Source organism: Burkholderia sp. RS01, from assembly GCF_039748055.1.
In the GTDB taxonomy this organism is placed as follows: Bacteria; Actinomycetota; Actinomycetes; order Actinomycetales; family Micrococcaceae; genus Arthrobacter.
In genome coordinates, this window is sequence record NZ_JBDLAK010000015.1 from 31660 (window position 1) to 55897 (window position 24238).

A 24238-nucleotide genomic window follows, 5' to 3' on the forward strand; every position below is an offset into this window, starting at 1 on the left:
CGGCCCGGCGCCGGTCAGGCGGGCTGCTCGTCGGCCCAGGTCATGCTGGGCCCGATTGCCTCCACCGCTTGGGACAGCGGGATGCCGGAACCGTCGCGCCGGCCGTGCTCCTGTGGGAGGGACCGGGCAACTCCGGCGAGGGACGAGGCTTTCGCCGGGCCGTGCCCCGCCCATGCCTGCAGCAGCGTGTCTTCGCCCTTAAGGAACCGGTGCGCCCGGACCCCGCCGGTAGCGCGGCCCTTGACGGGGTACTCGGAGAAAGCCGTGACCTTCGCGGCCCCCGGCGCGGTGCCCGGCAGGGCACCGTCGGTGCCGGAAATCGTGACGACGACGGCGGCGTCGTCACCGGGGGCGACGGCGCCGAAGAACATCACCTGGTCGCCGGGCGCCAGCTTGATGCCCGCCATGCCGCCTGCGGTCCGGCCCTGCGGCCGGACGTTGGCCGCACTGAACCGCAAAAGCTGGGCCTGCCCCGTGAGGAACACGAGGTCGGCGTCGTCGGATCCCGCAGGCGAAACGCCCACTACGGTGTCCTTGTCCTTGAGTGCGATGACCTCCCAGTCCTCGCGGTTCAGGGGATAGTCGGGCTGGACACGCTTGACCACGCCCTGGGCGGTGCCGATCGCCAGCACCTCGTCCAGCGGTGCGAAGGCCACGAGGGATTCCCCCTTGAGCAGCGTGATGAAGTCCCTGGCCTGCACTCCGCCTGCCAGGTTCGGCAGGCCGGACATCGGAGGTAGGACCGGCATGTCCATCACCTGGATGCGCAGCATACGCCCCTGCGAAGTGACCGCCGCGATCTCGCCGCGGGCCGAGGTCTTGACCACGGAACGGAATACATCGTGCTTCGAGCGCGGCCCGGCTTCCGCGAGGCTGTCCTGGTTGGACGTCCGTGCGATCTGGCCCGACGCCGTAAGAATGGCCCAGCAGGGATCGTCCGCTATTTCGAGGGCCAGCGGGGCCGCCTTGCCCTTGATCCCGGGGAGCGCCGCGGCCGCGACGGTGGGGGAGACGGCCTCGGATTCGAGGAGCACGGTGCGCCGCGGGGTGCCGTACTTCTCGGCGATTTCCGCCAGCTCCCCGGACACCAGCTCGCGCAGCAGCTCGTCGGAAGCGAGGATGGCTTCGAGTTCCTCGATCTCCCGGCGGAGCTGGTCCTGCTCCTTCTCGAGTTCGATCCGGGAGTATTTGGTCAGCTGGCGAAGCCGGAGTTCCAGGATGTAGTTTGCCTGGACCTCGGAGAGGTCGTAGATGGACATCAGCCGTTCCCGGGCTGCCGACACCTCGTCGGATGACCGGATGATCTGGATGACCTCGTCGATGTCCACGATGGCGATGAGGAGGCCCTCCACCAGGTGCAGGCGGTCCTTCTTCTTGCCGAGCCGGAACGCTGTCCGGCGCCGCACCACGTCGATCCGGTGGTCCACGTAGACGGTCAGCAGCTTGAGCAGGCCGAGGGTCTGCGGCTGCCCGTCCACGAGCGTGACATTGTTGATGCCGAAGGAGTCTTCCATCGGCGAGTAGCGGTAGAGCTGCTGGAGCACGGCGTTCGGGTTGAAGCCGTTCTTGAGTTCGATCACCAGGCGCAGGCCGTGCTTGCGGTCTGTGAGGTCGACGATGTCGCTGATGCCGGCGAGCTTCTTGCCGTTGACGGCGTCCTTGATCTTTTCGATCACCTTCTCCGGGCCCACCATGTAGGGCAGCTCGGTGACCACAAGGCCGGTCCGGCGGGCGGACAACTGTTCCACCTCCACCTTGGCGCGCGTCTTGAAGGACCCGCGGCCGGTGGCGTAGGCGTCGCGGATGCCGTCCAGGCCCACGATCCGCCCGCCGGTGGGAAGGTCCGGGCCCGGGACGAACTGCATGACGTCCTTGAGCGTGGCATCCGGGTGGGCGATGAGGTGCCGGGCCGCGGAGATGACCTCCACGAGGTTGTGCGGGGCCATGTTGGTGGCCATGCCGACGGCGATGCCCGTGGCACCGTTGACCAGCAGGTTGGGGAACGCTGCCGGCAGGACCTCCGGCTGGGTGAGCTGGTTGTCGTAGTTCGGGACGAAGTCCACCACGTCTTCGTCGAGGTGGTCCGTCAGCGTGAGCGCCGCCGCCGCGAGGCGGGCCTCCGTGTACCGCGGCGCCGCCGGGCCGTCGTCGAGCGATCCGAAGTTGCCGTGGCCGTCGATCAGCGGAAGCCGCAGCGAGAAGTCCTGGGCCATGCGGACCATGGCATCGTAGATGGCCGTGTCACCGTGCGGGTGGAGCTTGCCCATGACCTCGCCCACCACGCGGGCGCTCTTGACGTGGCCCCGGTCCGGCCGCAGGCCCATCTCGCTCATCATGTACAGAATGCGCCGCTGGACCGGTTTGAGGCCGTCCCGGGCGTCGGGCAGGGCCCGCGAGTAGATGACCGAATAGGCGTACTCGAGGAACGAGCCTTCCATCTCGGAAGTGACGTCTATGTCAACGATGTTTTCGACGTAGTCCTGGACGGTTTCCCCTGCGGGGGTTGAATTCTGGCGGCGGGCCATGGGGCTGGTAAATCCTTTTTGGGGTGCACTTCGGGAGTCTTGGCTAGGCTAAGCCTATGGTGGATCAGCCCGCGGACGGCGTATATCCGGAATATTGGGAAGCCGATGTCGTCCTGCGGGACGGCGGGACGGCACACTTGCGCCCCATTCACCCGTCCGATTCTGACGCGGTGCAGGCGTTCCACACGGGCCAGTCGCAGAACTCCATCTACATGCGGTTCTTCGCGTTCAAGGCCAGGCTCTCGAGCAAGGAGCTCAAGCGGTTCACGGAGGTGGACTACAGGGACCGGGTGGCGCTGGTGATCACCATCGGCGGGGACATCATCGGGATCGGCCGCTACGACCGGCTGGACGATCCCGCGGAGGCGGAAGTGGCCTTCAACATCGCCGACGCCCACCAGGGCCGCGGCATCGGATCCATCCTGCTCGAGCATCTGGCGGCAGCCGCCCGGGAAAACGGGATCCGCCGGTTCAGCGCCGAGGTGCTGCCCGAGAACCGCAAGATGCTGATGGTCTTTTCCGACGCGGGTTACGACGTCAAGCGCCATTTCGACGACGGCGTGGTGAGCCTGGAATTCAACATCGACCCCACCGACAAATCGCGCGCCGTGATGGAATCCCGGGAGCACCGCGCGGAGGCGAGGAGCGTGCGGGACCTGCTGGCGCCGTCGTCGGTGGCCGTGATCGGCGCCAGCCGCAAATGGGGCAAGGTGGGGTACCAGTTCCTGGAGCACATCATTGAAGGCGGATTCACCGGCCCCGTCTACGCCATCAATCCGGAGGCGTTTGAGCTTGCCGGAATGCTGTCCTTCGGCCGGCTCTCCGAAGTGCCCGGGCCCGTACAGCTGGCCATTGTCGCCGTCCCGTACGACGAAGTCCCCAAGGTGGTGGATGATTGCGCAGCCGCCGGCGTCAAGGGAGTCCTTGTGGCCTCGGCAGGCTTCACCGAGGACGGTGAGCGCGGCCTGGCGCGCCAGCGGGCCCTTGTCCGGCAGGCCAGGGCCAACGGCATGCGGGTGATCGGGCCCGCGTCGCTGGGCATTGTCAACACCAATCCGGCCGTCTCCCTCAACGCCTCCATGGCGCCCAGCCTGGCCCGGCGCGGCGGACTGGGGCTGTTCAGCCAGTCCGCGGCCATCGGGGTGGCGCTGTACGCGGCGTCCAGCCGCCGCCGCGCGGGCATCTCCACCTTCCTCTCCGCCGGCAACCGGGCCGACGTTTCCGGCAACGACATGATGCAGTTCTGGGAGGACGACGCCGACACCACTGCCGTGGGACTGTATCTGGAGTCGATCGGCAACCCGCGCAAATTCTCCCGGCTGGCCCGCCGGCTTGCCCTGACCAAACCCGTCATCGTGGCCAAGTCCGACTCCATGGGCCTGCAGCTTCCGCCCGGTCATGCCGTGCGGACCACGCAGGCCCCCGCCGATGCCCTGGATGCGATGATGCGCCAGGCGGGCGTGATCCGCGTGGAGACCATCGAGCAGCTCATGGACGTCGCGCAGATCGTGTCCGGGCAGCCGCTGCCCAAGGGCGCCGGAGTGGCGGTCTTCAGCAACTCGGGGGCGCTGGGGAAGGTGGTGGCGGACAGTGCGTCCGCCCACGGCCTCGGTGTGGAACAACTTGTCGCGGAGCTGGACCTCGACGCCGGCATGTCGCTCGCGCTGCCGGCCCTGCGGGAGAGGCTGCGGGAGGTCCTGGCCAGGGAGCCAGTGCACTCGGCGGTGGTAGCGTTCCTTCCGGCCCGGGGACTGACCGTGGAGAACATCGCCCGGGTCCTGGCTGACTCTTCGGCCGAGGCGGGAAAGCCCGTGGTCGCGGCCTTTACCGGCATCCTGGACCCGTCCGTGTACGTCGAGGGAATGGTGGCGGCGGACGCCGGCACGTCGCCGGTCCCGTGCTACTCAAACCCCGGAGCCGCCGTCGCCGCCCTGGCAGCGGTGGTGCGCTACGCCGAGTGGGCGGGGCGGGACCAGGGCCTCTTTGCGGAACCCGACGGGTGCGACGCGGAAGCCGCCCATGCCGATCTCGAGCGGCTGCTGGCCGACGTCAGCGGTGAACAGCTGAAGCAACTGGATTCCGCGAACGCCGCCCGCCTGCTGGGCCACTACGGAATCGACGTGCTGCCCGCCGCCGGCTTCGACACCGCCGATGAGGCGGTGGAGGCAGCCGGAAAACTGGGCTGGCCGGTGGCGCTCAAGACCACTGATCCGACCCTGCGGCACAGGCTGGACCTGGGCGGCGTGCGGCTGGACATCCAGGACGCGGAGTCACTGCGGCTGAACATCCTCCAGATGCGCCGCGCCCTTGAGCCGTACGGTTCGTCCTCGTTGGAGGTCCAGGCGATGGCGCCGGTGGGCCAGGCCTGCACGTTCCGGGCCATCGAGGACCCGCTGCTGGGGCCCGTGGTCTCCTTCGGGCTGGCGGGCGACGCGGTGAACCTGCTGGACGACTGGGCGCACCGGGTGCCGCCGCTGTCCGCCGCCGACCTGCGGGAGTTCATCCGCAGCCCGCGGGCGTCCCGCAAGCTCTTCGGCTACCAGGGCCTGCCCGCCGTGGACGTATCAGCCCTCGAGGACCTGGCCGCACGGCTGGCCCGGCTCAAGGACGCCCACCCGGAAATTGCCCTCGTGGAGTTCAACCCCGTCCAGGCCACCCCCCAGGGGGCGTTCATCCTGGCCGCCGACGTCCGGATCGGCAACGCCGCGCAGCGGACCGACAGCGCACGGCGGGCCATGCGCAGTTGACGCCGGGTTAGCATGTGCCAAGCCGATCTGTGAAAATGGGGAAATGAGCTCCCAGCCTCCCACCTCGAAGCCTCAAGCGCCCGACCACAGCCCGCAGCAGGTTTTCCACCACGGCTCACACAACCACAGCGCCCAGGGCCAGAGCCTTGAAGGCGCGCTCCAGCAGGCCGGCTTCTACCCCCGGCTGGTGGCCGACGTCGTCGATGACGCCTTGGACGGCCGCGACTGCGTGGCCCACCTCGTCCACCTGGAGACGCATTTTGACCGCGCCGAGGTGCGGCGGCACATCACCGTGCTGGTACTCACCGACGACATGCTGGTGATCACCCACGTTGACGACCAGCAGCTGGATGAGGCGGGCGAACAGATCGTCGCGCAGATTTCCACGGAGTCCGTGCCCGTGACCCAGATCCGTTCGGTGGTGCTGAGCTACATGTACTCGCAGCCGCAGAACTACAAGCCGTCGGATCCGGTCCGCGAAGTGACCCTTTCCATTGCCTGGTCCGGCGGGCAGCGGCTCGACATGGGCCCGGCAAGCTGCGGCGATCCGCAGTGCGAGGCCGACCACGGGTACAGCGGAACCATCGCCCAGGAGGACATCGTCCTGCGCATCAGCGCCGAGGCGGACGGACTGCAGGCGGTCCAGGACGCCAAGCTGTTTGCCCGTGCCCTCCGGGCCGTCAACACCGCGTCCGCCGCCCCTGTTCCGCACGGGCTGCCCGTACCCCAGCCGCGTCCCCGCATGGGCGTGTTCTCGAACCGCCTGAGCCGCGGGCACCAGCGCTGAGATGGGGCCGGAACACGAAACGCCCTCCTCCGCCACCCGGTCAACACTTTCCCCGCAGCTATCCGCGGCCGTGCAGTCGCAACCGGCAGCGGCTGAACTGCCCGCCGCCCCGGCCTACGGGCGCCGCTCGGTCGCTGAAGTACTGAGCAGCGCGGCGGCCAGCCTGGGTGTGGACGGGTTCGAGAACGCGCTGGGCCTGCCGCCGGCCAAGCGCATCTGTGTGGTCCTCGCAGACGGGCTGGGCCGCAGCCTGCTCAAGCAGAAGTCCGCCCATACCCCCTTCCTCCGCGGAATCATGCAGCAGGGGCAGGGCGCAGTCCCCGTGTGGCTGGATTCCGCGTTCCCCTCCACCACGGCGGCTTCCCTGGCCAGCCTGGGCACGGGGCTCGCTCCCGGCCAGCACGGACTGGTGGGATACGACGTCCTGGACCCGGCCCAGGACAAGGTGGTCAACATGCTGGGCAACTGGGATGCCGGCGTCGACCCGCTGAAATGGCAGCCCTTCCCCACGGTCTTCGAGCGCGCGGCGGAGCACGTTGACGTCGCCACCGTCAGCCTTCCGCAGTTCGGCAGCTCGCCCATGACCCTCGCGGCGCTCCGCGGCGGCAGGTTCATCTCTGCTACCACCTCGCACGCCCGGACCGCTGCCGCCGCCGAGGCGATGGCCGGGGCGGACGCGAGCCTCATGTACTTCTACCTGAACGACCTCGACAAGGCCGGCCACCGCTACGGCTCCCAATCGCCGCAGTGGGAGCATCAGCTTGAAGAGCTGGACGCCACCGTCAAACGCCTGGACGCCACCCTCCCTACCGGGACCACAGTCCTGGTCACAGCCGATCACGGAATGCTTGACGTCGCCGAGGCCCAGCGCATCGACTATTCCGCCGAGCCTGCGCTGGTCGCCGGGGTCCGGCACACGGCCGGCGAGCCGCGGATGGTCCACTTGTACCTGGAAGACGGTGCCGACGGGAACGCCCGGCAGCGGCTGCTGGACGCCTGGCGCGGCCGGTTCGGCGACAGGATCTGGGCCTTTACCCGGGAAGAAGCCCTGGCTGCCGGACTCTTCGGCCCGGTCCGGCCGGAAGTTGCCGGGCGCGTGGGGGATGTGATGATCGCCGCCCGCGATGCCCTGGCGTTGTACGACACCCGCCGCGTGCGGGCGACCGCCCTGGAGGTGGTGGGTCAGCACGGCTCCCTGACCAAGGCGGAACGGGAAGTTCCGCTGCTTTGCTTCAAGGCGGCAGGGAAGCCCGCCGGCCGGAGGGGAGCCCGTGGCTGAGCTCGTCTTTTTCTCGGGCACCATGGACTGCGGAAAATCGACACTGGCGCTCCAGATGGACTACAACCACCGCGCCCGCGGACGCGGCGGAGTGCGGTTCAGCCGCAACGACCGCGCCGGCGGGTCCCGTATCTCCAGCCGCCTCGGGCTGGAGACGGACGCCGTCGAGGTCGTGGACACCACCGATTTCTGGGACGAAGTGGTGCTCCGCCGCACCCGGGGGATCCGCGTTGACTACCTCATCTGCGACGAAGCCCAGTTCTATTCGCCGGCCCAGGTGGAGCAGCTTGCCCGGGTGGTGGACGAGATCGACGTCGACGTCTTTGCTTTCGGGATCACCGCAGATTTCCGCACGCGGCTCTTCCCCGGATCGCAGCGGCTGATTGAACTTGCGGACCGCGTCCAGGTCCTCCAAGTGGAAGCCCTGTGCTGGTGCGGGCGCCGCGCCACGCACAACGCCAGGACAGTGGACGGCGTCATGGTGATGGAAGGTGCGCAGGTGGTGGTGGGCGACGTCGACATGGCAGGCGATGCGGTGTCCGCGGAGACCGGCCACATGCCGGCAGTCGGCTACGAGACACTGTGCCGGCGCCATTTCATGCGCCGCGTCACCGCCCACGGAGCCAACATCATGGCCCAGCAGGACCAGTTGCTGCCGTTCGAGGTTGATGCATGCCTCTGGCACGGGACCGGCGACAGGACCGCTTAGTCGCCCCGGGTGCCGAAGACGATTTCATCCCAGCTGGGAACGCTGGAGCGCTTCGGCCTCGATGGCTGGCGTTCGGGTTCATCGCGTTCCTGGTCGGGGCGGGGCGTGGTTCCCTGGCCCGGCTGTGTCCGGTTGGCTTCCAGCCGGCGGCGCGGAGTACCGCGGCCCAGCAATTCGTCCAACCCGACGTTGCCGGCCGCCGGCCTTTGCGGGGCCTCGGCAGGCTGGTCCGCCGCAGCGTCGTCGGCTGCCGGACCCGCCGCGGAAACCGCGGCGGTGTCCTTACCCGCAGTGCTGACTGGGCGCAGCCGGGACGGCACAATGGTGATTTCCCGCGTGTCCGTGCTGACGCCGTCGTGCAGCTTCAGGGAATCGTCGTCGGAATCCTGGTGCTGGGGTGCAAGGCTGAGGCGGGAGAGCATCGAGGGCCGGCCATCGCGCCTGCGGCCCGGCTGGCCAAACTGGGCGGCCGGGGAATCGGACAGATCCCCTTCGGCCGGGCCCTGTTCCTGCTCTTCCGGCTCCGGGTCGGTGTCGACGGCGGCAGGAACTTCGGAAGGCCTCGGGTGGGCCGCGGGGACGCCGTTGGTCAGCAGCAGGGCGAGGGCGTCATCGCCATCTTCGTCAACACCGATCCGCTGGCCCCGCCGGGAGCGCAGCATGTCCAGGAGCCCGTCAGGGTCCTTCTGCTGCTCTGCTCCGGTGCGGGCTGCGGCCTCGGCATCGGTTTCGAAATCAAAGGGCCGGTCTGAGACGGCGGAGAGCCGGCGGGCGGGCACCGGCCCGTCCAGGGGCTCCAGCTCGCTGAGCTGCTGCGCCCAACGGTTGGCGTTCTGCAGGGACTTGCGCGAGGGATTGAACGTCCACATGGCCGGGGGTTCTTCGCCAATGCTGGCATGACCGCCCGGCGCGACCTCAAACCGGGCCACTACAGTCCAGGTGCCGTCGGGACGCCGCCAGGAGTCCCACTCAAGCGAGGACGAATCAATGCCGTGCGCGGTGAGCCGGTGGGCCACCATGTCGGCCAGTGTGGCGGGGTTGTCACCGAACGCCGACCGGTAGATGTCGTGGCCGGGGGCCGGCGAAGCGACTTCCACCTTGCGGGCCTGCTGGGCGACGTATTCGCGCTCGGCCAGGACCGGGCCTTCGTAACGTTCAACTTTTTCGAGCGGCATGCCGGAAGCCGCCGCCACCTCCGCAGCCGTGGAGCCGCTGCGGATCCTGGCCTGGATGTCGCGGGGGGACATGGCCACAACACTGGCCGCCGATGTCCTCACCGAGGGCCGGCTGGCCGCCATCCGTAATGCTTCGTTGATCGGCAACTGGAACATTTCGCCGCCGGTGCCGCTTAACAGGAGATGCTCCCCGTCGTCGTGGACGCCTACAAGCCGTAGATCCTGCATACAATCCTCCACCCTGGCATTACTATCAATCGAAACTCTGCCACCCAAGGCGGTCATTTCCTGTTAGGACGGAGGGCGCGCCGCGATATTCCGGGACTTTCGGTGCCGTGGGGCCAAGGCATCGCCAGTCTTCGGCTGGACTCTGGCTTTTCCTTGCGGCTTAGGGAAAAATGTGCCCGTGATCGGGCACAAATCGCACGTGTTCGGTGTTGTGTACGGTGAATTAATCAAGCGAGTCGACGGAGCGTGAACAGCAGACCATGGCGACAGACTATGATGCGCCGAGGAAATCCGAAGAGGACCTCAACGAGGACTCGATCGAGGAGCTGAAAACCCGCCGCGCCGACAAACCGACGGCAGTCGTCGAAGAGGATGAAGCCGATCTCGCGGAAGGATACGAGCTGCCCGGGGCGGACCTGTCCGGTGAAGAGCTGCTGGTCCGCGTCATGCCCGCCCAGGCTGACGAGTTCACCTGTTCCTCATGCTTCCTGGTCCGGCACCGCTCGCAGATCGCCCGCGAAAAGGACGGCCACCTGTACTGCAAGGACTGCGAAGGCTAGGCCCCACCGGCCAGGCTGCCGACCTGCCTATTTTTTCCGTCTGCCTATTTTCCCGTCAGCGCGGCCACGAGTTCGTCCGGGCGGCGCGTGGAAGTCAGCCAGTAGGGAGTGGAGTCCGAGGGGTCGGTGATCTCGATCCGCACCACGGGATCGATCCAGCCGCGGATGCAAAGGTATGCAAGGCCGTTCAGGCGCGTGCCGCGTTCCGCCGTCGCCTCGCTGCCGCGGTAGGCGGACGCCTGTCCCGTGAGGCTGCGCTCAATGCTGGCCCGGCCCACCTGGAGCCGCCCTGCCGTCACGGTCACGGCAGGGGTGGACACAATCAGCAGGACCGCCTCGATGGCAAACAGCACGCAGGCAGCCGTGATCCCGGCCGCCATGCTGATGGGGGCAAAGACCAGGATGCCGGCGCCGGCGATGCCCGCCGCGACCACCCAGATCCAGACGCCGGGCCACAGCTTTTCGCTGAAAAGAACGGTCTCATCGGGGGAGGACTGGTGGTGGGCAGGCATGGCTGCGCTTGAATCGGGCATGCACCCAGCTTTCCACCTTTGCCGAGTCTTTTCATCCCGCGCGGTACGGCGCCGAACGCCCCCGCGGCCGGTAGGAGTATGCACCGCGCGGGCGATAGAGTGAGGGACTGTGACTGACGAAACAACGCCTATTACGCCTCCGCCGCATGCAGCGGCACCCGCCGGCCCGGCAGAGCCCTTTCCCGCAGGGTTCGGGTCGCCAACTGTGCAGGTTCAATTGAAAATGCTCGACGCCGGCCTGGAAGCACCGTCCTACGCCCACCCCGGCGACGCCGGAGCCGATTTGCGGGCCCGCGAGGATGTTGTGCTGCAGCCAGGCGAGCGGCGGCTGGTGCCGACCGGCGTCTCCATCGCCCTTCCGCACGGCTTTGTGGCCCTCATCCACCCGCGCTCGGGCCTCGCCACGAAACACGGGCTGACGGTGGTTAACGCGCCGGGCACCGTCGATGCGGGGTACCGCGGCGAAATCGCCGTGACGCTGCTAAACACCGACCGTGACCAGGTAATAGAACTGCGCCGCGGCGATAGAATTGCACAGATGGTCATCCAGCGCGTGGAGCATGCGCAGTTCGTCGCCGTGGGGGAGTTGAACGACTCCGTCCGCGGTGCCGGAGGCTTCGGCTCCACGGGCGGCTTCAACGTTCCGGACGCCTAGCTTCACACCGGACACCCCGAGCGTTCCGCGAGGGCGAAGCCTCCCGCGACGCCGCCGGCGGTCAGCAAGACATGACGCGGCGCCTGCGGGGCTGGCGCGGCAAGATCACAACTAAGGAGACAACCCATGGTTTTTGGGCGTGGCAGGAAAGCCAAGAAGCACGAGGCGGCAGAGCCTGAGGACGTCCAGGCGGACATCGCGGCCGATTCAGCTGACGACGCCGCCGACGGCCGCAGCGCCACCGGCCCCTTCGATGTCTCCGAGATCAGCAGCCGCGACGGCTACGTGGATCTCGGCGCCCTCCTCATTGCACCGCGTGAGGGTCTCCAGCTGAGGCTTGAGGTCGAAGAGGCAACGCAGCGGGTCGTGGCAGTGACCATGGACCTGGACGGCTCGAGCCTGCAGCTGCAGGCCTTCGCTGCGCCGCGCTCGGAAGGCCTCTGGGAGGAAATCCGCGAACAGATCGGCCAGTCCGTGGGCAGCCAGGGCGGCCAGGTGGAGGAAGTCACCGGTGACTTCGGCACGGAGCTGGTGGCCAAGCTGCCGGCCGGAGCTGCCGACGGCAGCCAGGGCTACCGCGTTGCCCGGTTCATCGGCATCGACGGTCCCCGCTGGTTCCTCCGCGGGGTATTCGGCGGCGAAGCAGCGATTGACCGCGGTGCGGCAGCCGGCCTGGAGGATCTGTTCCGTAAAATCGTTGTGATCCGCGGCGACAACCCCATGCCTCCCCGTGACCTCTTGCAGCTGCGGCTCCCCAAGGATGCCACGGGCTCGGTGCCGCCCGGCGCGCCGGAGTTCGAGCAGCCCGAACGCGGTCCGGAGATCACCCAGATTGGTTGATACCAGCCAACCCCCGGGCGCGGCAGTACACATCAGCGGACTGCCGGAGCGGGGGCGCGTCCTTTGCGAGGGCTTCATTGAATCCGTGACGTACGCGCCGGCAACGCAGGTGGCGGCGTTCACCGCGATTGTCACGGACCACGACCGTCCGGGCCGGACCCGGCCCGCCGAACCCGCCCCCGCGGCATCGTCCCAGGCCCCTGCCGGTGCCGGCAGGAACCGTCCTTCGTCCGGGCGACGGAACCGCCTGCGGGTGATCTGGCTGGGGCGCCGCCGCATTCCGGGCATCGATGCCGGAACGGAGTTGCGGCTCGAAGGCATGCTGACGGTACGGGACGGACTGCCCACCATCTTCAACCCCCGCTACGAAATACTGTCCCACCAGGAGAACCAATGACTTTGCCCGAGAACCCGGACCGGGGTACTGGACGGCCGGAGCCGGACTCGGCGCCGGAAGCTCCCGGTTTTGCCGGGCTGGCCGAAGGGTATGCGTCCAAAGCCGGCCTGCACCGTACCGATGACGGGCGCATCGACGTGCTCAAGAGCGCCGGCGGCTACCAGGGCATCGCGGAGAGCATCCTGCCCGGGCTGGTCTTCCTCATTACTTTCACCGCGACCGGTGCGTTGACGCCGTCGCTCATCGCGGCCCTCGGCGCAGCAGCCGTGTTTACCGTGGTCCGGCTCGTGCAGCGCCGCCCCCTGACCCAGGCCCTGGCAGGGATCGTGGGCGTCGCCATCTCCGCGTGGTTCGCCAACAGCACCGGCAAGGCGGAGGACTTCTACCTGCCCGGATTCCTCACCAACGCGGCCTACATCGTCGCGATGGTGATCTCCATTGCCGTCAGGTGGCCCATTGCCGGGCTGCTGTTCGGCTTTATCCGGAACGAGGGGCTGGACTGGCGCCGGCACCCTGCCAGGGTCCGCGCCTACCGGCTCGGCACGTGGATCATCGTCGGCGTACTTGCCCTGCGCCTGCTGGTGCAGGTGCCGCTGTATCTGATGGGCCCCGACGGCCTGGCGGCGCTGGCAACCACGAGGCTCATCATGGGTGCGCCGCTGTACATCCTGGGCGTATGGCTGGCCTGGCTGGTCACCCGGCCCGCGGGCGTTGCCGCGGTTCAGCCGTCGAAGCCGTCAGCCTCCGGCGACTGATCCAGCCGGGTCTGCACGGCGGCCGGCAACTGCGCCCCGGCTTCCCCTGCTGACTCTTCACCGGCGCCGGATCCTACGCTGGAACCGGGTGACAGGAGTTCTCGCAGCTGGTCCTCCGCGGCGATGGTGGTGACGAAGAACAGTTCGTCGCCCCCGTCGATCACGTCGTCCCGGCTGGGGGTAATCGGGGCCTGGTCCCGCAGGATGGCCACGAGCGTCGAGTCCTCCGGCCAGTCGATGTCGCCCACGGTCAGCCCGATCGCGTGCGAGTCATGGGGCACCGTGAACTCCACGAGCGACGACACTCCGGTCTGCAGCGTGAGCAGCCGCACGAGGTCTCCGATCTCCACCGCTTCCTCCACGAGGGCCGTCATGAGCTGCGGCGTGTTGACGGCGACGTCGACGCCCCAGGAATCATTGAACATCCAGTCGTTCTTCGGGTTGTTGACGCGCCCCACGGTGCGCCCGACGCCGAACTCGGTCTTGGCCAGCAGCGACACGACGAGGTTCACCTTGTCATCACCCGTGGCCGACACCACCACATCCGCGTCGTCGAGCTTCGCGTCCTGCAGGGTGCTGAGCTCGCACGCGTCACCGACCAGCCAGTGCGCCCCGCGCAGCCCGCTCCGGCCAATGACTTCCGGTTTGAGATCGATGAGCAGGATCTCGTGCTTGTGGGAAAGCAGCTCACGGGCGATCGAGGAGCCCACGCTTCCGGCTCCGACGATGACGACTTTCACTTAAGACTCCTTGGCGGGTGCTTTGGCCAGAACATGGGCCACTTCGGCGCTGCGGTCCACACGCAGCATGGCGTGGACGGTATCGCCTTCCTGGTACGAGGTGCCGGGGGAAGGAAGGACGCCTTCGCCGAACCGGGTCAGGTACGCGACGCGGACATCGGCGGCCTTCTCGATCGAGGACACGGTATGGCCGATCCAGGCGGGATCCAGTTCGAGTTCGGCCAGCACCAGGCGGCCGGACGGCTCGCGGAAGTCACCGGCGAGGTGCTGTTCCGGCAGGATCCGCCTGAGGACCTGGTCGGCGCTCCAGCGCACTGCCGCGACTGTGGGGATGCCCAGGCGCTGGTAGATCTCGGCACGGCCCGGATCGTAGATCCTGGCGACGACGTGCGGTACATGGAAGGTTTCGCGGGCCACCCGCGTGGCGAGGATGTTGGAATTGTCGCCGCTGGACACCGCGGCGAAGGCGTACGCGTCGGCGACACCGGCCTGCTTGAGCGTGTCACGGTCAAAGCCGACGCCCGTCACTTTCCGGCCGGTGAAGCCGGAACGGAGCCGGCGGAATGCGCGGTCATCCTGGTCGATGATGGCCACGGAATGGCCTGCATCCTCCAGCGTGTGCGCCAGGGTTGCCCCTACGCGTCCACAACCCATGATCACGAAGTGCGCCACACTGTCTCCTCAACTTCTCGCCGACTGCTCCGTAAGACTCTACCGCCGGAATCCTGCCATGACATCGCGTCCGAATCAGACTAACTTTGTGTGGTGCTGACAATTTTGAATGCCGTGAAGCGGGTGCTGGTGGGGCGGCCCTTCCGGAACGACCGGCTGGCCCACACGCTGTTGCCGAAGCGGATCGCGCTGCCCATTTTCGCCTCGGACGCTTTGTCGTCCGTGGCATACGCTCCGGACGAGATCCTGCTCACGCTGGCCTTGGCAGGCGTCAGCGCCGTGGCGTTCTCGCCGCTCGTCGGCCTAGCCGTCATGGTGGTCCTGCTGACGGTCGTGGCCTCCTACCGGCAGAACGTCCACGCCTACCCCTCCGGTGGCGGTGACTACGAGATCGCGAACGTGAACCTGGGGAAGTTCGCCGGCCTGACCGTGGCTTCCGCGCTGCTCGTGGACTACGTGCTCACCGTGGCCGTGTCGATGTCGTCGGCGGCCGCGTACCTCACCACCGCCGTTCCGTCGCTCCACGGCCAGCAGGCCATCATCGCCACCATCGGCGTGGTGATCCTGGCGCTCGTCAACCTGCGCGGCATCAAGGAGGCCGGCAGCGTGTTTGCCGTGCCCACCTACATCTTCATGGCGTCGATCCTGGGCATGACCGCCGTCGGCGTGTTCCAGGCGGTAACAGGCCAGCTTGGCGAGGCGCCGTCGGCCGCGTTCACCATTGTCCCGGACCCGGGTTTCGATCAGGGCCTCGTCGGACTGGCCGGGGCGTTCCTGCTGCTCCGCGCATTTTCCTCCGGAGCCGCCGCCCTGACCGGGGTGGAAGCCATCAGCAACGGTGTCCCCAACTTCCAAAAGCCGAAGAGCAAAAACGCGGCCACCACGCTGCTGTTGCTAGGAGTCATCGGTTCGGCCATGCTGGCCGGCATCATCTACCTTGCCAACGCCACGAAGGTTCACATCGTCCTGGACCCGGCCAAAGAGTTCCTGCTGAACGGCAAGCCGCTGCCGGAGGACTACATCCAGAACCCGGCCATCAGCCAGATTGCGCAGACAATTTTCGGGGCCGGCTCCATCCCCTTCTACATCGTGGTCGCCGCCACCGGCGTCATCCTCGTGTTTGCCTCCAACACGGCCTTCAACGGCTTCCCGGTCCTGGGATCCATCCTCGCCCAGGACGGCTACCTTCCCCGCCAGCTGCGCACCCGCGGCGACAGGCTGGCGTTCAGCAACGGCGTCCTCGCCCTGGCCGCCGGTGCGCTCGTGCTCATCCTCGCCTTCAACGCCGACGTCACCAAGCTCATTCAGCTGTACATCGTGGGCGTCTTCATTTCGTTCACCATGAGCCAGATCGGCATGGTCCGGCACTGGGGCCGGGAGCTGAAGCTGGCCAAGGACAAGGCGCTGCGCCGCCGCATGATCAAGTCCCGCACCATCAACATGATCGGCTTCGGCATGACGGCGCTGGTGCTGGTGATCGTGCTCATCACCAAGTTCGAGCAGGGCGCCTGGATCGCCCTGCTGGCGATGTTCGTGCTGTTCCTGATCATGTGGAGCATCCGCGCCCACTACGACAACGTGGCCAAGGAACTGGCCGTGGACGAGGACTCCTCGCCCCGCGCGCTCCCGACCCGCGTCCATGCCGTGCTGCTCGTGTCCCACGTCCGGAAGCCCGTCCTCCGGGCCCTCGCCTACGCCCGCGCCTCCCGCCCTTCCCGGCTGGATGCGATCACCGTGGACATCAACGCCGAGGAAACGGCGCATACGCTGGCCGACTGGGACAAGCTCGAAATCCCGGTGCCGCTGACGGTGCTCGCGAGCCCCTACCGCGAGACCATCACCCCGATCATGGATTACATCAAGAGCATGCGCCGGGACTCTCCCCGCGACCTCATCGTGGTGTACATCCCGGAATACGTGGTGGGCAAGTGGTGGGAGCAACTGGTCCACAACCAGACGGCGCTGCGGATCAAGACCCGGCTCCACTTTGAGCCCGGGGTCATGGTCGCCAGCGTTCCGTGGCAACTCAAATCATCCGAAGAAGCAAAGAAACTGCAGGACATCCAATGAGCGTGCCGGACACCCAGACCACCCATTCAATCGGCGCCGAACTGGTCGTGGACATCGGCCCCGTGGCCCACGGCGGCCACTGCGTGGCACGCCACGAAGGCCGGGTGGTGTTCGTCCGTCACGGCATCCCCGGGGAACGCGCCCGGATCCGGCTCACCGACGCGGGAGAGTCCGCCAAATTCTGGCGCGCCGACGTCGTGGACGTCCTCGAACCGTCGCCCGACCGTGTCCCGCACTTCTGGCGTGTGGCCGACTCCTCCAGTTCCTGGGCCCACGGGCACCCGCCGGTGGGCGGTGCCGAACTGGGCCACGTCTCCCTGTCCCGCCAGCGCAGCCTGAAGGGTGAGGTACTGACCGAACAGCTCAAGCGGCTGGCCGGCGTCGAACTGTCCACCGATGTTGAGCCGGTGGGCGCGGCCAGCGCCGCAGACGCGGCAACCAACGACGGCGGTGACGGCCTCGCGTGGCGCACGCGGGCGAGTTTTGCGGTGACCGCCGCCGGAAAGCTGGGAATGCACGCCCACCGCTCGGACCACATCATTCCGGTGCGGGAGATGCCACTCGCCGTTGACGGCGTCAACGCCCTGCGCCTGTGGGAGATCGACCTGCAGGGCATCGAGCGCGTGGAGGTGGCGGTGCCGGCCAACGGCTCGCGGCCGCTGGTGCTCCTGGCACCGGCGCCCGGGACCCGCGCCAAACGGCTCAGCACCATCCTCGCCCAGCTTCCCGCGGACGTTTCCGTGGCGAGCTACGATCCCCTCAAGGACGAGACGCTGCAGCTGCGCGGCCGCACGTGGGTGCAGGAGTCCGCCGCCGGGCACGACTACAGGGTCACGGGTGCCGGCTTCTGGCAGATCCACCGCGACGCCCCGGAGACGCTGGTGGGCGCCGTGACGGGCTTCCTGCACGACGGCGGGTTCCTGGAGCCGGGCGCGGCGGTCGCCGATCTCTACGCCGGGGCCGGGCTGTTCACGGCACCGCTCGCGGACGCCGTCGGCGAGACAGGTTCGGTGCTGTCGGTGGAAGGCGCGCCCGGAACGAGCCGGGACGCGCGGAAAAACCTGCACGGTGCACCGCAGGTCGAAATCGTGCAGGGCCGCGTGGAGCGCGTGCTGCGCGAGCGGCCGCGCAGCTTTGACGCCCTCCTGCTGGATCCGCCGCGCGCCGGAGCAGGCAAGGCAGTGGTCAACCAGTTGGTGGCCTCAAGCCCCCGTGCCATCGCCTACGTGTCCTGCGACCCGGCATCGTTTGCCCGCGACATCGGGTACTTCCAGCAGGGCGGCTGGTCCCTGTCGGCGCTTCGGGCCTTCGACCTGTACCCGCACACCCACCACCTGGAGACGGTGGCACTGCTGACTCCCCGCGGCTGATACCACTACTATGGGCCTAGTAGTCCCACGTCGCGCTCCGTAATCACGGTTGACCCATGCAATTTGTCAGGGCCTGCACTAATTAGGTTCCCCTAACTAGCAAGCGGTCTACCGCGCGACAAAGATGAAACTGTTGCGAGAGGAGTCCTGCGATGAGCATTGTGGACAGCTTCGGTTCAAAAGGCAAACTTAATGTAGCCGGTACCGAATACGAAATTTTCCGGTTGAACTCCGTTGAAGGTGCAGAAAACCTTCCGTTCAGCCTCAAGGTATTGCTTGAAAACCTGTTGAGGACCGAGGACGGCGCGAACATCACGGCCGATCACGTCCGAGCACTGGCCGGTTGGGATCCCAATGCCGAGCCCGACACTGAAATCCAGTTCACGCCGGCGCGCGTGATCATGCAGGACTTCACTGGCGTGCCCTGCGTTGTTGACCTGGCCACCATGCGTGAAGCGGTCAAGGAGCTGGGCGGCGATCCGAAGAGGGTGAACCCGCTGGCACCTGCCGAGATGGTGATTGACCACTCGGTGCAGATCGACGCATTCGGTAACTCCGGCGCACTGGAGCGCAACATGGAGATCGAATACCAGCGCAATGGTGAGCGCTACCAGTTCCTGCGCTGGGGCCAGACCGCGTTTGATGACTTCAAGGTCGTCCCGCCGGGAACCGGCATCGTGCACCAGGTGAACATCGAATACCTGGCCCGCACCGTCATGACCCGCGAAATTGACGGCGTCGTCCGGGCCTACCCGGACACCTGCGTCGGCACCGACTCGCACACCACCATGGTCAACGGCCTGGGCGTGCTCGGCTGGGGCGTCGGCGGCATCGAAGCCGAGGCCGCAATGCTGGGCCAGCCCGTGTCCATGCTGATCCCGCGCGTCGTGGGCTTCAAGCTGACCGGGTCCATCCCGGCCGGCGCCACGGCCACCGACGTCGTGCTGACCATCACCGAACAGCTGCGCAAGCACGGTGTTGTGGGCAAGTTCGTGGAGTTCTACGGCGAGGGTGTGGCGGCAGTGCCGCTGGCCAACCGCGCCACCATCGGCAACATGAGCCCGGAGTTCGGCTCCACGGCCGCCATGTTCCCGATCGACGACGTCACCATCGAGTACCTGCGCCTCACCGGCCGCTCCGAGGAGAACGTCGCCCTCGTCGAGGCCTACGCGAAGGAACAGGGCCTCTGGCACGATCCTTCGCACGAGATCAAGTTCTCCGAGTACCTCGAGCTGGACCTGTCCACGGTTGTTCCCTCCATCTCCGGCCCGAAGCGTCCCCAGGACCGCATCGTGCTCACGGATGCCAAGGAGCAGTTCCGCAAGGACATCCACAACTACGTGAGCATCGAAGACGGCAGCGTCGACGAGTCCCTGGAAGAGTCCTTCCCGGCCTCGGATCCGCCCTCCTTCACGCACGCCGATTCCCACACCACGGAAACGGCACGCGTTGAGTCCGCAGCCAACGGCGCCGCAGGGCGCCCGTCCAACCCGGTGCACGTTGTCACCGAAGACGGCCGCGAGTTCGAGCTGGACCACGGCGCGGTATCCATCGCGTCGATCACGTCCTGCACCAACACGTCCAACCCGTCCGTGATGCTCGCCGCAGCCCTGCTGGCGCGCAACGCCGTGGACAAGGGACTGGCCTCCAAGCCGTGGGTCAAGACCTCGGTTGCTCCCGGCTCCAAGGTCGTCACCGACTACTACGAGAAGTCCGGCCTCACCCCGTACCTGGAGAAGCTCGGCTTCTACATCGTGGGCTACGGCTGCGCCACCTGCATCGGAAACTCCGGACCGCTGGACGCCGAAATCTCCGAGGCCATCCAGGCCAACGACCTTTCCGTCACCGCCGTCCTGTCCGGTAACCGCAACTTCGAAGGCCGGATCAACCCGGACGTAAAGATGAACTACCTGGCCTCCCCGCCGCTCGTCATCGCCTACGCCCTGGCCGGTTCCATGGACTTCGACTTCGACACCGACGCCCTGGGCCAGGACGAGGCCGGCAACGATGTCTTCCTGAAGGACATCTGGCCGAACCCGGTCGAGGTCCAGCAGGTCATCGATTCCTCGATCGACAAGGAAATGTTCGCCCGCGGCTACGAGGGCGTCTTCGACGGCGACGACCGCTGGAAGGCCCTCGACACCCCGGCCGGCGACACCTTCGCCTGGGACGAGAAGTCCACGTATGTCCGGAAACCCCCTTACTTCGAAGGCATGAAGGCACAGCCGGAGCCGGTCACGGACATTTCCGGCGCCCGGGTGCTGCTGAAGCTCGGCGATTCCGTCACCACGGACCACATCTCCCCGGCCGGCTCGTTCAAGTCGGACACCCCGGCCGGCCAGTACCTGCTGGCCAACGGCGTGGAGCGCAAGGACTTCAACTCCTACGGCTCGCGCCGTGGCAACCACGAGGTCATGATCCGCGGCACGTTCGCCAACATCCGGATCAAGAACCAGCTGCTTGACGGCGTGGAGGGCGGCTTCACCCGCGACTTCACCCAGGCGGACGGCCCGCAGGCTTACGTCTACGACGCCGCCCAGAACTACCAGGCAGCCGGCACCCCGCTGGTGGTCCTGGCAGGCAAGGAGTACGGTTCCGGCTCGTCCCGCGACTGGGCCGCCAAGGGCACCGCGCTGCTGGGCGTCAAGGCTGTCATCGCCGAAAGCTACGAGCGCATCCACCGCTCGAACCTGATCGGCATGGGCGTCCTTCCGCTGCAGTTCCCGGCCGGCGAGTCCGCTGCCACCCTGGGGCTGACGGGCACGGAAACCTTCGCTGTTGAGGGCGTCACCGCCCTGAACGAAGGCACCACGCCGAAGACCCTCAAGGTCACGGCCACCGCCGAAGACGGCACCGCCAAGTCGTTCGATGCCGTGCTCCGCATCGATACCCCGGGCGAAGCCGACTACTACCGCAACGGCGGCATCCTGCAGTACGTTCTGCGCCAGATCTCCGCGAACTAGGCGGAGTCGCCGGCCAATACCGGTAACGCACGCGAAGGCCCCGGCCGGTCACAGACCAGCCGGGGCTTTCGCGTTCCGGCGCGGCGGCAACGGCAGAGGCGTTAGAGTTAAAAGGCACGTCTACCACCGAAGGAGGGGCCGTTGGGAATCTTGGAGACCATCCGGAACCCGCAGGACCTGAGCAAATTGTCCGCAGCGCAGCTCGAACAGCTGGCTACCGACATCCGGAAATTCCTGATCAGCAACGTCTCACAGACCGGTGGACACCTCGGACCCAATCTCGGCGTCGTGGAACTCACCATGGCCGTGCACCGCATCTTTGACTCGCCCCGGGACAGCATCGTGTTTGACACCGGGCACCAGTCCTACGTGCACAAACTCCTGACCGGCCGGCAGGACTTCGGCACCCTGCGCCAGCAGGGCGGCATGTCCGGCTATCCGGCGCGCGGCGAATCCGAACACGACATCGTGGAGAGCTCGCACGCGTCCTCCTCGCTGTCCTGGGCGGACGGCATTTCACGGGCCCGTCAGCTGACCGGCGACGGCGACCGTTACGTCATTGCGGTGGTGGGCGACGGCGCCCTGACCGGCGGCATGGCCTGGGAGGCCATCAACAACATCGCCGCGGACAAGAAGCGCCGCGTGGTGATCGTCGTCAACGACAACGGCCGCTCGTATGCGCCCACGGTGGGCGGCTTCGCCGACTACCTGGCCTCGCTGCGCCCCACCATCGACTCCTTCCGCACGGCCCCGGCCTACGAGGGCACCCTGGACTGGTGGAAGCAGAAGCTCCAGAACGGCGGCCCGCTCGGCCAGCTGACGTACCGCAGCCTGCACGCCATGAAAAAGGGCATCAAGGACTGGTGGGCACCCCAGGGCATGTTCGAGGACCTGGGCATGAAGTACATCGGGCCCGTGGACGGGCACAACCTCCACGCCATGGAGCACGCCCTCGCGCAGGCCAAGCAGTACGCCGGGCCGGTGATCGTCCATGCCATCACGGAGAAGGGCCACGGCTACGCCCCGGCCCGCGCCCACGAGGCGGATCAGTTCCACGCCGTCGGCGTCATCGATCCCGAGACCGGCGAGCCCACCGAAGGCTCGGGCGCCCAGTCCTGGACCTCCGTCTTTGCCAATGAAATTGCCGATATCGCGGACGAACGCCCGGACATCGTCGGCATCACCGGCGCCATGCTAATCCCCGTAGGGCTGCACAAGTTCGCCGCGCGCCACCCTGAGCGGGTCATCGACGTCGGAATCGCCGAACAGCATGCCCTCACGTCCGCGGCCGGCATGGCCTTCGGCGGACTCCACCCGGTGGTGGCCATCTACGCCACGTTCCTCAACCGGGCGTTCGACCAACTGCTCATGGATGTGGCCCTGCACAAGGCGGGCGTGACGATCGTCCTGGACCGGGCCGGCGTGACCGGCCCGGACGGCGCCAGCCACCACGGCATGTGGGACATGGCCATGGTCCAGATCGTTCCCGGACTCCACCTCGCCGCACCCCGCGATGCCTCCCGCCTCCGCGAGGAGCTCCGGGAAGCGGTCGCCATCAAGGACGCCCCCAGCGTGGTCAGGTTCTCCAAGGGCAGTGTCGGCGCGGAAGTCGAAGCCATAGAACGGCTGGGCGACGGCGTCGATGTGCTGGCCCGCCGCCCCGCCGGATCCAGCGAAAACGATGTCCTGATCGTGAGCGTCGGCGCCATGTCCGAACTCGCCCTGGATGTCTCCAACCGGCTCGGCGCACAGGGGATCAGCTCCACGGTGGTGGATCCCCGGTGGGTCCTTCCCGTGCGCCGGTCCATCGTGGCCCTCGCATCCCACCACCGCCTCGTCATCTGCATCGAAGACGGCGTGCGCGCCGGCGGAGTCGGATCGCGGATCCGCCAGGAGATGCGCGCCGCCGGCGTGGACACCGCCCTGAACGAGGTCGGACTCCCGGTCGACTTCCTTGACCACGGCACCCGCGGCCAGGTCCTGGAACGGGTGGGACTCACCGCCAAGAAGATCACGCACGACGTCGTGGCGCAGGTTCTCGGGACGAAGGTGCCTTTTGCCCGTCCCCTGCCGGGCCAGGAACACCCCAGCACCGGCAGCCTGCCAATCCTGTGAGGATTCCGCACGGACTGAAGCAGGGCGACCTGGTGGTGGCCCGCAACCGCAAGTGGGACGGCCGGGCACACTGGGTGGTTCCCGGCCGGTACCTCGGCGAGGACGCGCACGGCTGGTGGATTTTCCAGGGCACCAACGAATTCTGCGCCCGTCCCGGCGCTGCCTTCTACACGGCGTCAGACGCGGTGCTCCTGGTTCCCCGGACCGGTGAATTCGTGGTCACGTTCTATGACGACGCCTATCCCGGTGATTTCCGCGTCTACGTCGACCTCGCCACAGCCCATGAATGGAAGAACGTCAGGCCCGGCGTGGCGGAATTCCACGTGATTGACATGGACCTTGACGTGATCCGCTCGGCGGATCGCGGCGTATTCGTCGATGACGAGGACGAATTCGCAGAGCACAGGATTGAGATGGCTTACCCCGTGCAGCTTGTTGACCGGATCAGGTCGGCATCCGACGAGCTCTACCAGGCCGTAAAGGCACAACAGCCACCGTTCGACGGCACAGACCGTGAATGGTTTAGGAAAGGACGGGCATGAGCGGAATTATCCGGGTCTACAAGCGCGATGAAGAAGGGGCCCTCCAGTTTAGGGAAGCCTGGTTCGACGAGGACTACAGCCAGTTCATCATGAACCACGGGGTAGTGGGGCACCAGAGCAAGACCGAGGAGACGGACGTACCGGATGCCGAGGCCGCCGAGAGGCTGATGGACGCCTTCGCGGTGCAGTGTGCCGAGGACGGCTACGCCGAGATTCCGGAGGAGGAGCAGTTCTGGGTGGTCGCGCAGTACGCGCTGAAGACCAAGGAAGGCACCAGCCGGGACCGCTACCTTGAGGAAAAGGCCAAGGACGCCCTGATCAGCCACCTGGCGTGGCGCGGCCTGGGTGTCGTGGACCGCTCGGAATTCAGCGACTCCAAGCTCAATATCTTCTGCCTGTGCCCGGATGTGAACAAGGCCGTGGCCGCCATCAAGGTCTGCATACGCGGCGAGGACCTGGATTTCACCAAGCTGAGCATCGGCGCGGCTCCGTTCAGCGACCCGACGGCGTTGAAGCTTAAGCACTCACCCAAGCAGGCCGCCAGCTTCAGCCTCTAAGAGTAGTTCCACGCACAAG

General features: G+C 67.2%; 20 protein-coding genes. 15 read left to right on the plus strand and 5 right to left on the minus strand.

Going from position 1 to position 24238, the window contains the following annotated elements:
• Positions 1 to 14 precede the first annotated feature (14 nt).
• Complete coding sequence (locus ABFP37_RS14515) at positions 15 to 2525, minus strand: DNA topoisomerase IV subunit A (RefSeq protein WP_078026833.1); 2511 nt, start codon at positions 2523 to 2525, stop codon at positions 15 to 17.
• 56 nt (positions 2526 to 2581) lie between these two features.
• On the opposite strand from ABFP37_RS14515, the gene ABFP37_RS14520 reads away from it, so the two are divergent.
• The 4 genes from ABFP37_RS14520 to ABFP37_RS14535 all read left to right on the plus strand — a co-directional run bounded on the left by ABFP37_RS14520 (position 2582) and on the right by ABFP37_RS14535 (position 8047).
• Positions 2582 to 5272 (plus strand): GNAT family N-acetyltransferase, encoded by a 2691-nt coding sequence (locus ABFP37_RS14520; RefSeq protein ID WP_347033992.1) that lies wholly within the window; start codon positions 2582 to 2584, stop codon positions 5270 to 5272.
• 43 nt (positions 5273 to 5315) lie between these two features.
• Entirely contained in the window at positions 5316 to 6059 is a 744-nt protein-coding gene (locus tag ABFP37_RS14525) for a DUF5998 family protein (protein ID WP_078026831.1), read from the plus strand.
• Positions 6060 to 6129: 70 nt separating this feature from the next.
• Positions 6130 to 7338, plus strand: coding sequence for a nucleotide pyrophosphatase/phosphodiesterase family protein (locus ABFP37_RS14530; RefSeq protein WP_347033993.1), 1209 nt, complete (start codon positions 6130 to 6132; stop codon positions 7336 to 7338).
• Complete coding sequence (locus tag ABFP37_RS14535; protein ID WP_078026829.1) at positions 7331 to 8047, plus strand: thymidine kinase; 717 nt, start codon at positions 7331 to 7333, stop codon at positions 8045 to 8047. The genes ABFP37_RS14530 and ABFP37_RS14535 overlap by 8 nt, the downstream gene beginning before the upstream one ends.
• Here the strand turns inward: ABFP37_RS14535 and sepH are convergent.
• The gene (gene sepH, locus ABFP37_RS14540) at positions 8044 to 9450 is read right to left on the minus strand and encodes a septation protein SepH (RefSeq protein ID WP_347033994.1); all 1407 of its coding nucleotides are present in this window, start codon (positions 9448 to 9450) and stop codon (positions 8044 to 8046) included. The genes ABFP37_RS14535 and sepH overlap by 4 nt on opposite strands.
• A gap of 260 nt (positions 9451 to 9710) precedes the next feature.
• On the opposite strand from sepH, the gene ABFP37_RS14545 reads away from it, so the two are divergent.
• Positions 9711 to 10010, plus strand: a complete 300-nt coding sequence (locus ABFP37_RS14545) for a DUF4193 domain-containing protein (RefSeq protein WP_078026827.1) — start codon at positions 9711 to 9713, stop codon at positions 10008 to 10010.
• Positions 10011 to 10054: 44 nt separating this feature from the next.
• On the opposite strand, the gene ABFP37_RS14550 is transcribed toward ABFP37_RS14545, so the two are convergent.
• Positions 10055 to 10543, minus strand: a complete 489-nt coding sequence (locus ABFP37_RS14550) for a DUF3093 domain-containing protein (protein ID WP_078026826.1) — start codon at positions 10541 to 10543, stop codon at positions 10055 to 10057.
• A 109-nt stretch (positions 10544 to 10652) separates the two neighbouring features.
• On the opposite strand from ABFP37_RS14550, the gene dut reads away from it, so the two are divergent.
• The 4 genes from dut (at position 10653) to ABFP37_RS14570 (ending at position 13190) form a co-directional block, all read left to right on the plus strand.
• Complete coding sequence (gene dut, locus ABFP37_RS14555; protein ID WP_347033995.1) at positions 10653 to 11198, plus strand: dUTP diphosphatase; 546 nt, start codon at positions 10653 to 10655, stop codon at positions 11196 to 11198.
• 126 nt (positions 11199 to 11324) lie between these two features.
• Positions 11325 to 12038 (plus strand): DUF3710 domain-containing protein, encoded by a 714-nt coding sequence (locus ABFP37_RS14560; protein WP_078026824.1) that lies wholly within the window; start codon positions 11325 to 11327, stop codon positions 12036 to 12038.
• An 85-nt stretch (positions 12039 to 12123) separates the two neighbouring features.
• The gene (locus tag ABFP37_RS14565; protein ID WP_347033996.1) at positions 12124 to 12435 is read left to right on the plus strand and encodes a hypothetical protein; all 312 of its coding nucleotides are present in this window, start codon (positions 12124 to 12126) and stop codon (positions 12433 to 12435) included.
• On the plus strand, positions 12432 to 13190 hold the full coding sequence (locus tag ABFP37_RS14570; RefSeq protein WP_078026822.1) for a DUF3159 domain-containing protein: 759 nt from the start codon (positions 12432 to 12434) through the stop codon (positions 13188 to 13190). The genes ABFP37_RS14565 and ABFP37_RS14570 overlap by 4 nt, the downstream gene beginning before the upstream one ends.
• On the opposite strand, the gene ABFP37_RS14575 is transcribed toward ABFP37_RS14570, so the two are convergent.
• Positions 13157 to 13930: a TrkA family potassium uptake protein gene (locus ABFP37_RS14575; protein WP_078026821.1), complete on the minus strand. Its 774-nt coding sequence runs from the start codon at positions 13928 to 13930 to the stop codon at positions 13157 to 13159. The two genes, ABFP37_RS14570 and ABFP37_RS14575, sit on opposite strands and share 34 nt — an antisense overlap.
• The gene (locus tag ABFP37_RS14580) at positions 13931 to 14602 is read right to left on the minus strand and encodes a TrkA family potassium uptake protein (protein WP_078026820.1); all 672 of its coding nucleotides are present in this window, start codon (positions 14600 to 14602) and stop codon (positions 13931 to 13933) included.
• 93 nt (positions 14603 to 14695) lie between these two features.
• Here ABFP37_RS14580 and ABFP37_RS14585 point away from each other — a divergent pair, with 93 nt between their 5' ends.
• The 6 genes from ABFP37_RS14585 to ABFP37_RS14610 all read left to right on the plus strand — a co-directional run bounded on the left by ABFP37_RS14585 (position 14696) and on the right by ABFP37_RS14610 (position 24219).
• Positions 14696 to 16672 (plus strand): APC family permease, encoded by a 1977-nt coding sequence (locus ABFP37_RS14585; protein WP_185982397.1) that lies wholly within the window; start codon positions 14696 to 14698, stop codon positions 16670 to 16672.
• Positions 16669 to 18042 (plus strand): TRAM domain-containing protein, encoded by a 1374-nt coding sequence (locus ABFP37_RS14590; RefSeq protein ID WP_347033997.1) that lies wholly within the window; start codon positions 16669 to 16671, stop codon positions 18040 to 18042. Before ABFP37_RS14585 ends, ABFP37_RS14590 begins: the two co-directional genes overlap by 4 nt.
• 152 nt (positions 18043 to 18194) lie before the next feature.
• Complete coding sequence (gene acnA / locus ABFP37_RS14595; RefSeq protein ID WP_078026817.1) at positions 18195 to 21005, plus strand: aconitate hydratase AcnA; 2811 nt, start codon at positions 18195 to 18197, stop codon at positions 21003 to 21005.
• Between the two features lie 141 nt (positions 21006 to 21146).
• Positions 21147 to 23120: a 1-deoxy-D-xylulose-5-phosphate synthase gene (gene dxs / locus ABFP37_RS14600; protein ID WP_347033998.1), complete on the plus strand. Its 1974-nt coding sequence runs from the start codon at positions 21147 to 21149 to the stop codon at positions 23118 to 23120.
• The gene (locus ABFP37_RS14605) at positions 23117 to 23662 is read left to right on the plus strand and encodes a DUF402 domain-containing protein (protein ID WP_078026815.1); all 546 of its coding nucleotides are present in this window, start codon (positions 23117 to 23119) and stop codon (positions 23660 to 23662) included. Before dxs ends, ABFP37_RS14605 begins: the two co-directional genes overlap by 4 nt.
• Complete coding sequence (locus tag ABFP37_RS14610; RefSeq protein ID WP_078026814.1) at positions 23659 to 24219, plus strand: hypothetical protein; 561 nt, start codon at positions 23659 to 23661, stop codon at positions 24217 to 24219. The genes ABFP37_RS14605 and ABFP37_RS14610 overlap by 4 nt, the downstream gene beginning before the upstream one ends.
• Positions 24220 to 24238: the final 19 nt, after the last annotated feature.

Excerpts from the sequence above, each read along its gene's own strand:
- ABFP37_RS14610 (WP_078026814.1), top strand. The coding sequence starts at position 23,659 with ATGAGCGGAATTATCCGGGTCTACAAGCGCGATGAAGAAGGGGCCCTC.
- ABFP37_RS14590 (WP_347033997.1), top strand. The coding sequence starts at position 16,669 with ATGAGCGTGCCGGACACCCAGACCACCCATTCAATCGGCGCCGAACTG.
- ABFP37_RS14570 (WP_078026822.1), top strand. The coding sequence starts at position 12,432 with ATGACTTTGCCCGAGAACCCGGACCGGGGTACTGGACGGCCGGAGCCG.
- ABFP37_RS14520 (WP_347033992.1), top strand. The coding sequence starts at position 2,582 with ATGGTGGATCAGCCCGCGGACGGCGTATATCCGGAATATTGGGAAGCC.
- ABFP37_RS14560 (WP_078026824.1), top strand. The coding sequence starts at position 11,325 with ATGGTTTTTGGGCGTGGCAGGAAAGCCAAGAAGCACGAGGCGGCAGAG.
- acnA (WP_078026817.1), top strand. The coding sequence starts at position 18,195 with ATGAGCATTGTGGACAGCTTCGGTTCAAAAGGCAAACTTAATGTAGCC.
- ABFP37_RS14545 (WP_078026827.1), top strand. The coding sequence starts at position 9,711 with ATGGCGACAGACTATGATGCGCCGAGGAAATCCGAAGAGGACCTCAAC.
- ABFP37_RS14525 (WP_078026831.1), top strand. The coding sequence starts at position 5,316 with ATGAGCTCCCAGCCTCCCACCTCGAAGCCTCAAGCGCCCGACCACAGC.
- sepH (WP_347033994.1), bottom strand. The coding sequence starts at position 9,450 with ATGCAGGATCTACGGCTTGTAGGCGTCCACGACGACGGGGAGCATCTC.
- ABFP37_RS14515 (WP_078026833.1), bottom strand. The coding sequence starts at position 2,525 with ATGGCCCGCCGCCAGAATTCAACCCCCGCAGGGGAAACCGTCCAGGAC.
- ABFP37_RS14550 (WP_078026826.1), bottom strand. The coding sequence starts at position 10,543 with ATGCCCGATTCAAGCGCAGCCATGCCTGCCCACCACCAGTCCTCCCCC.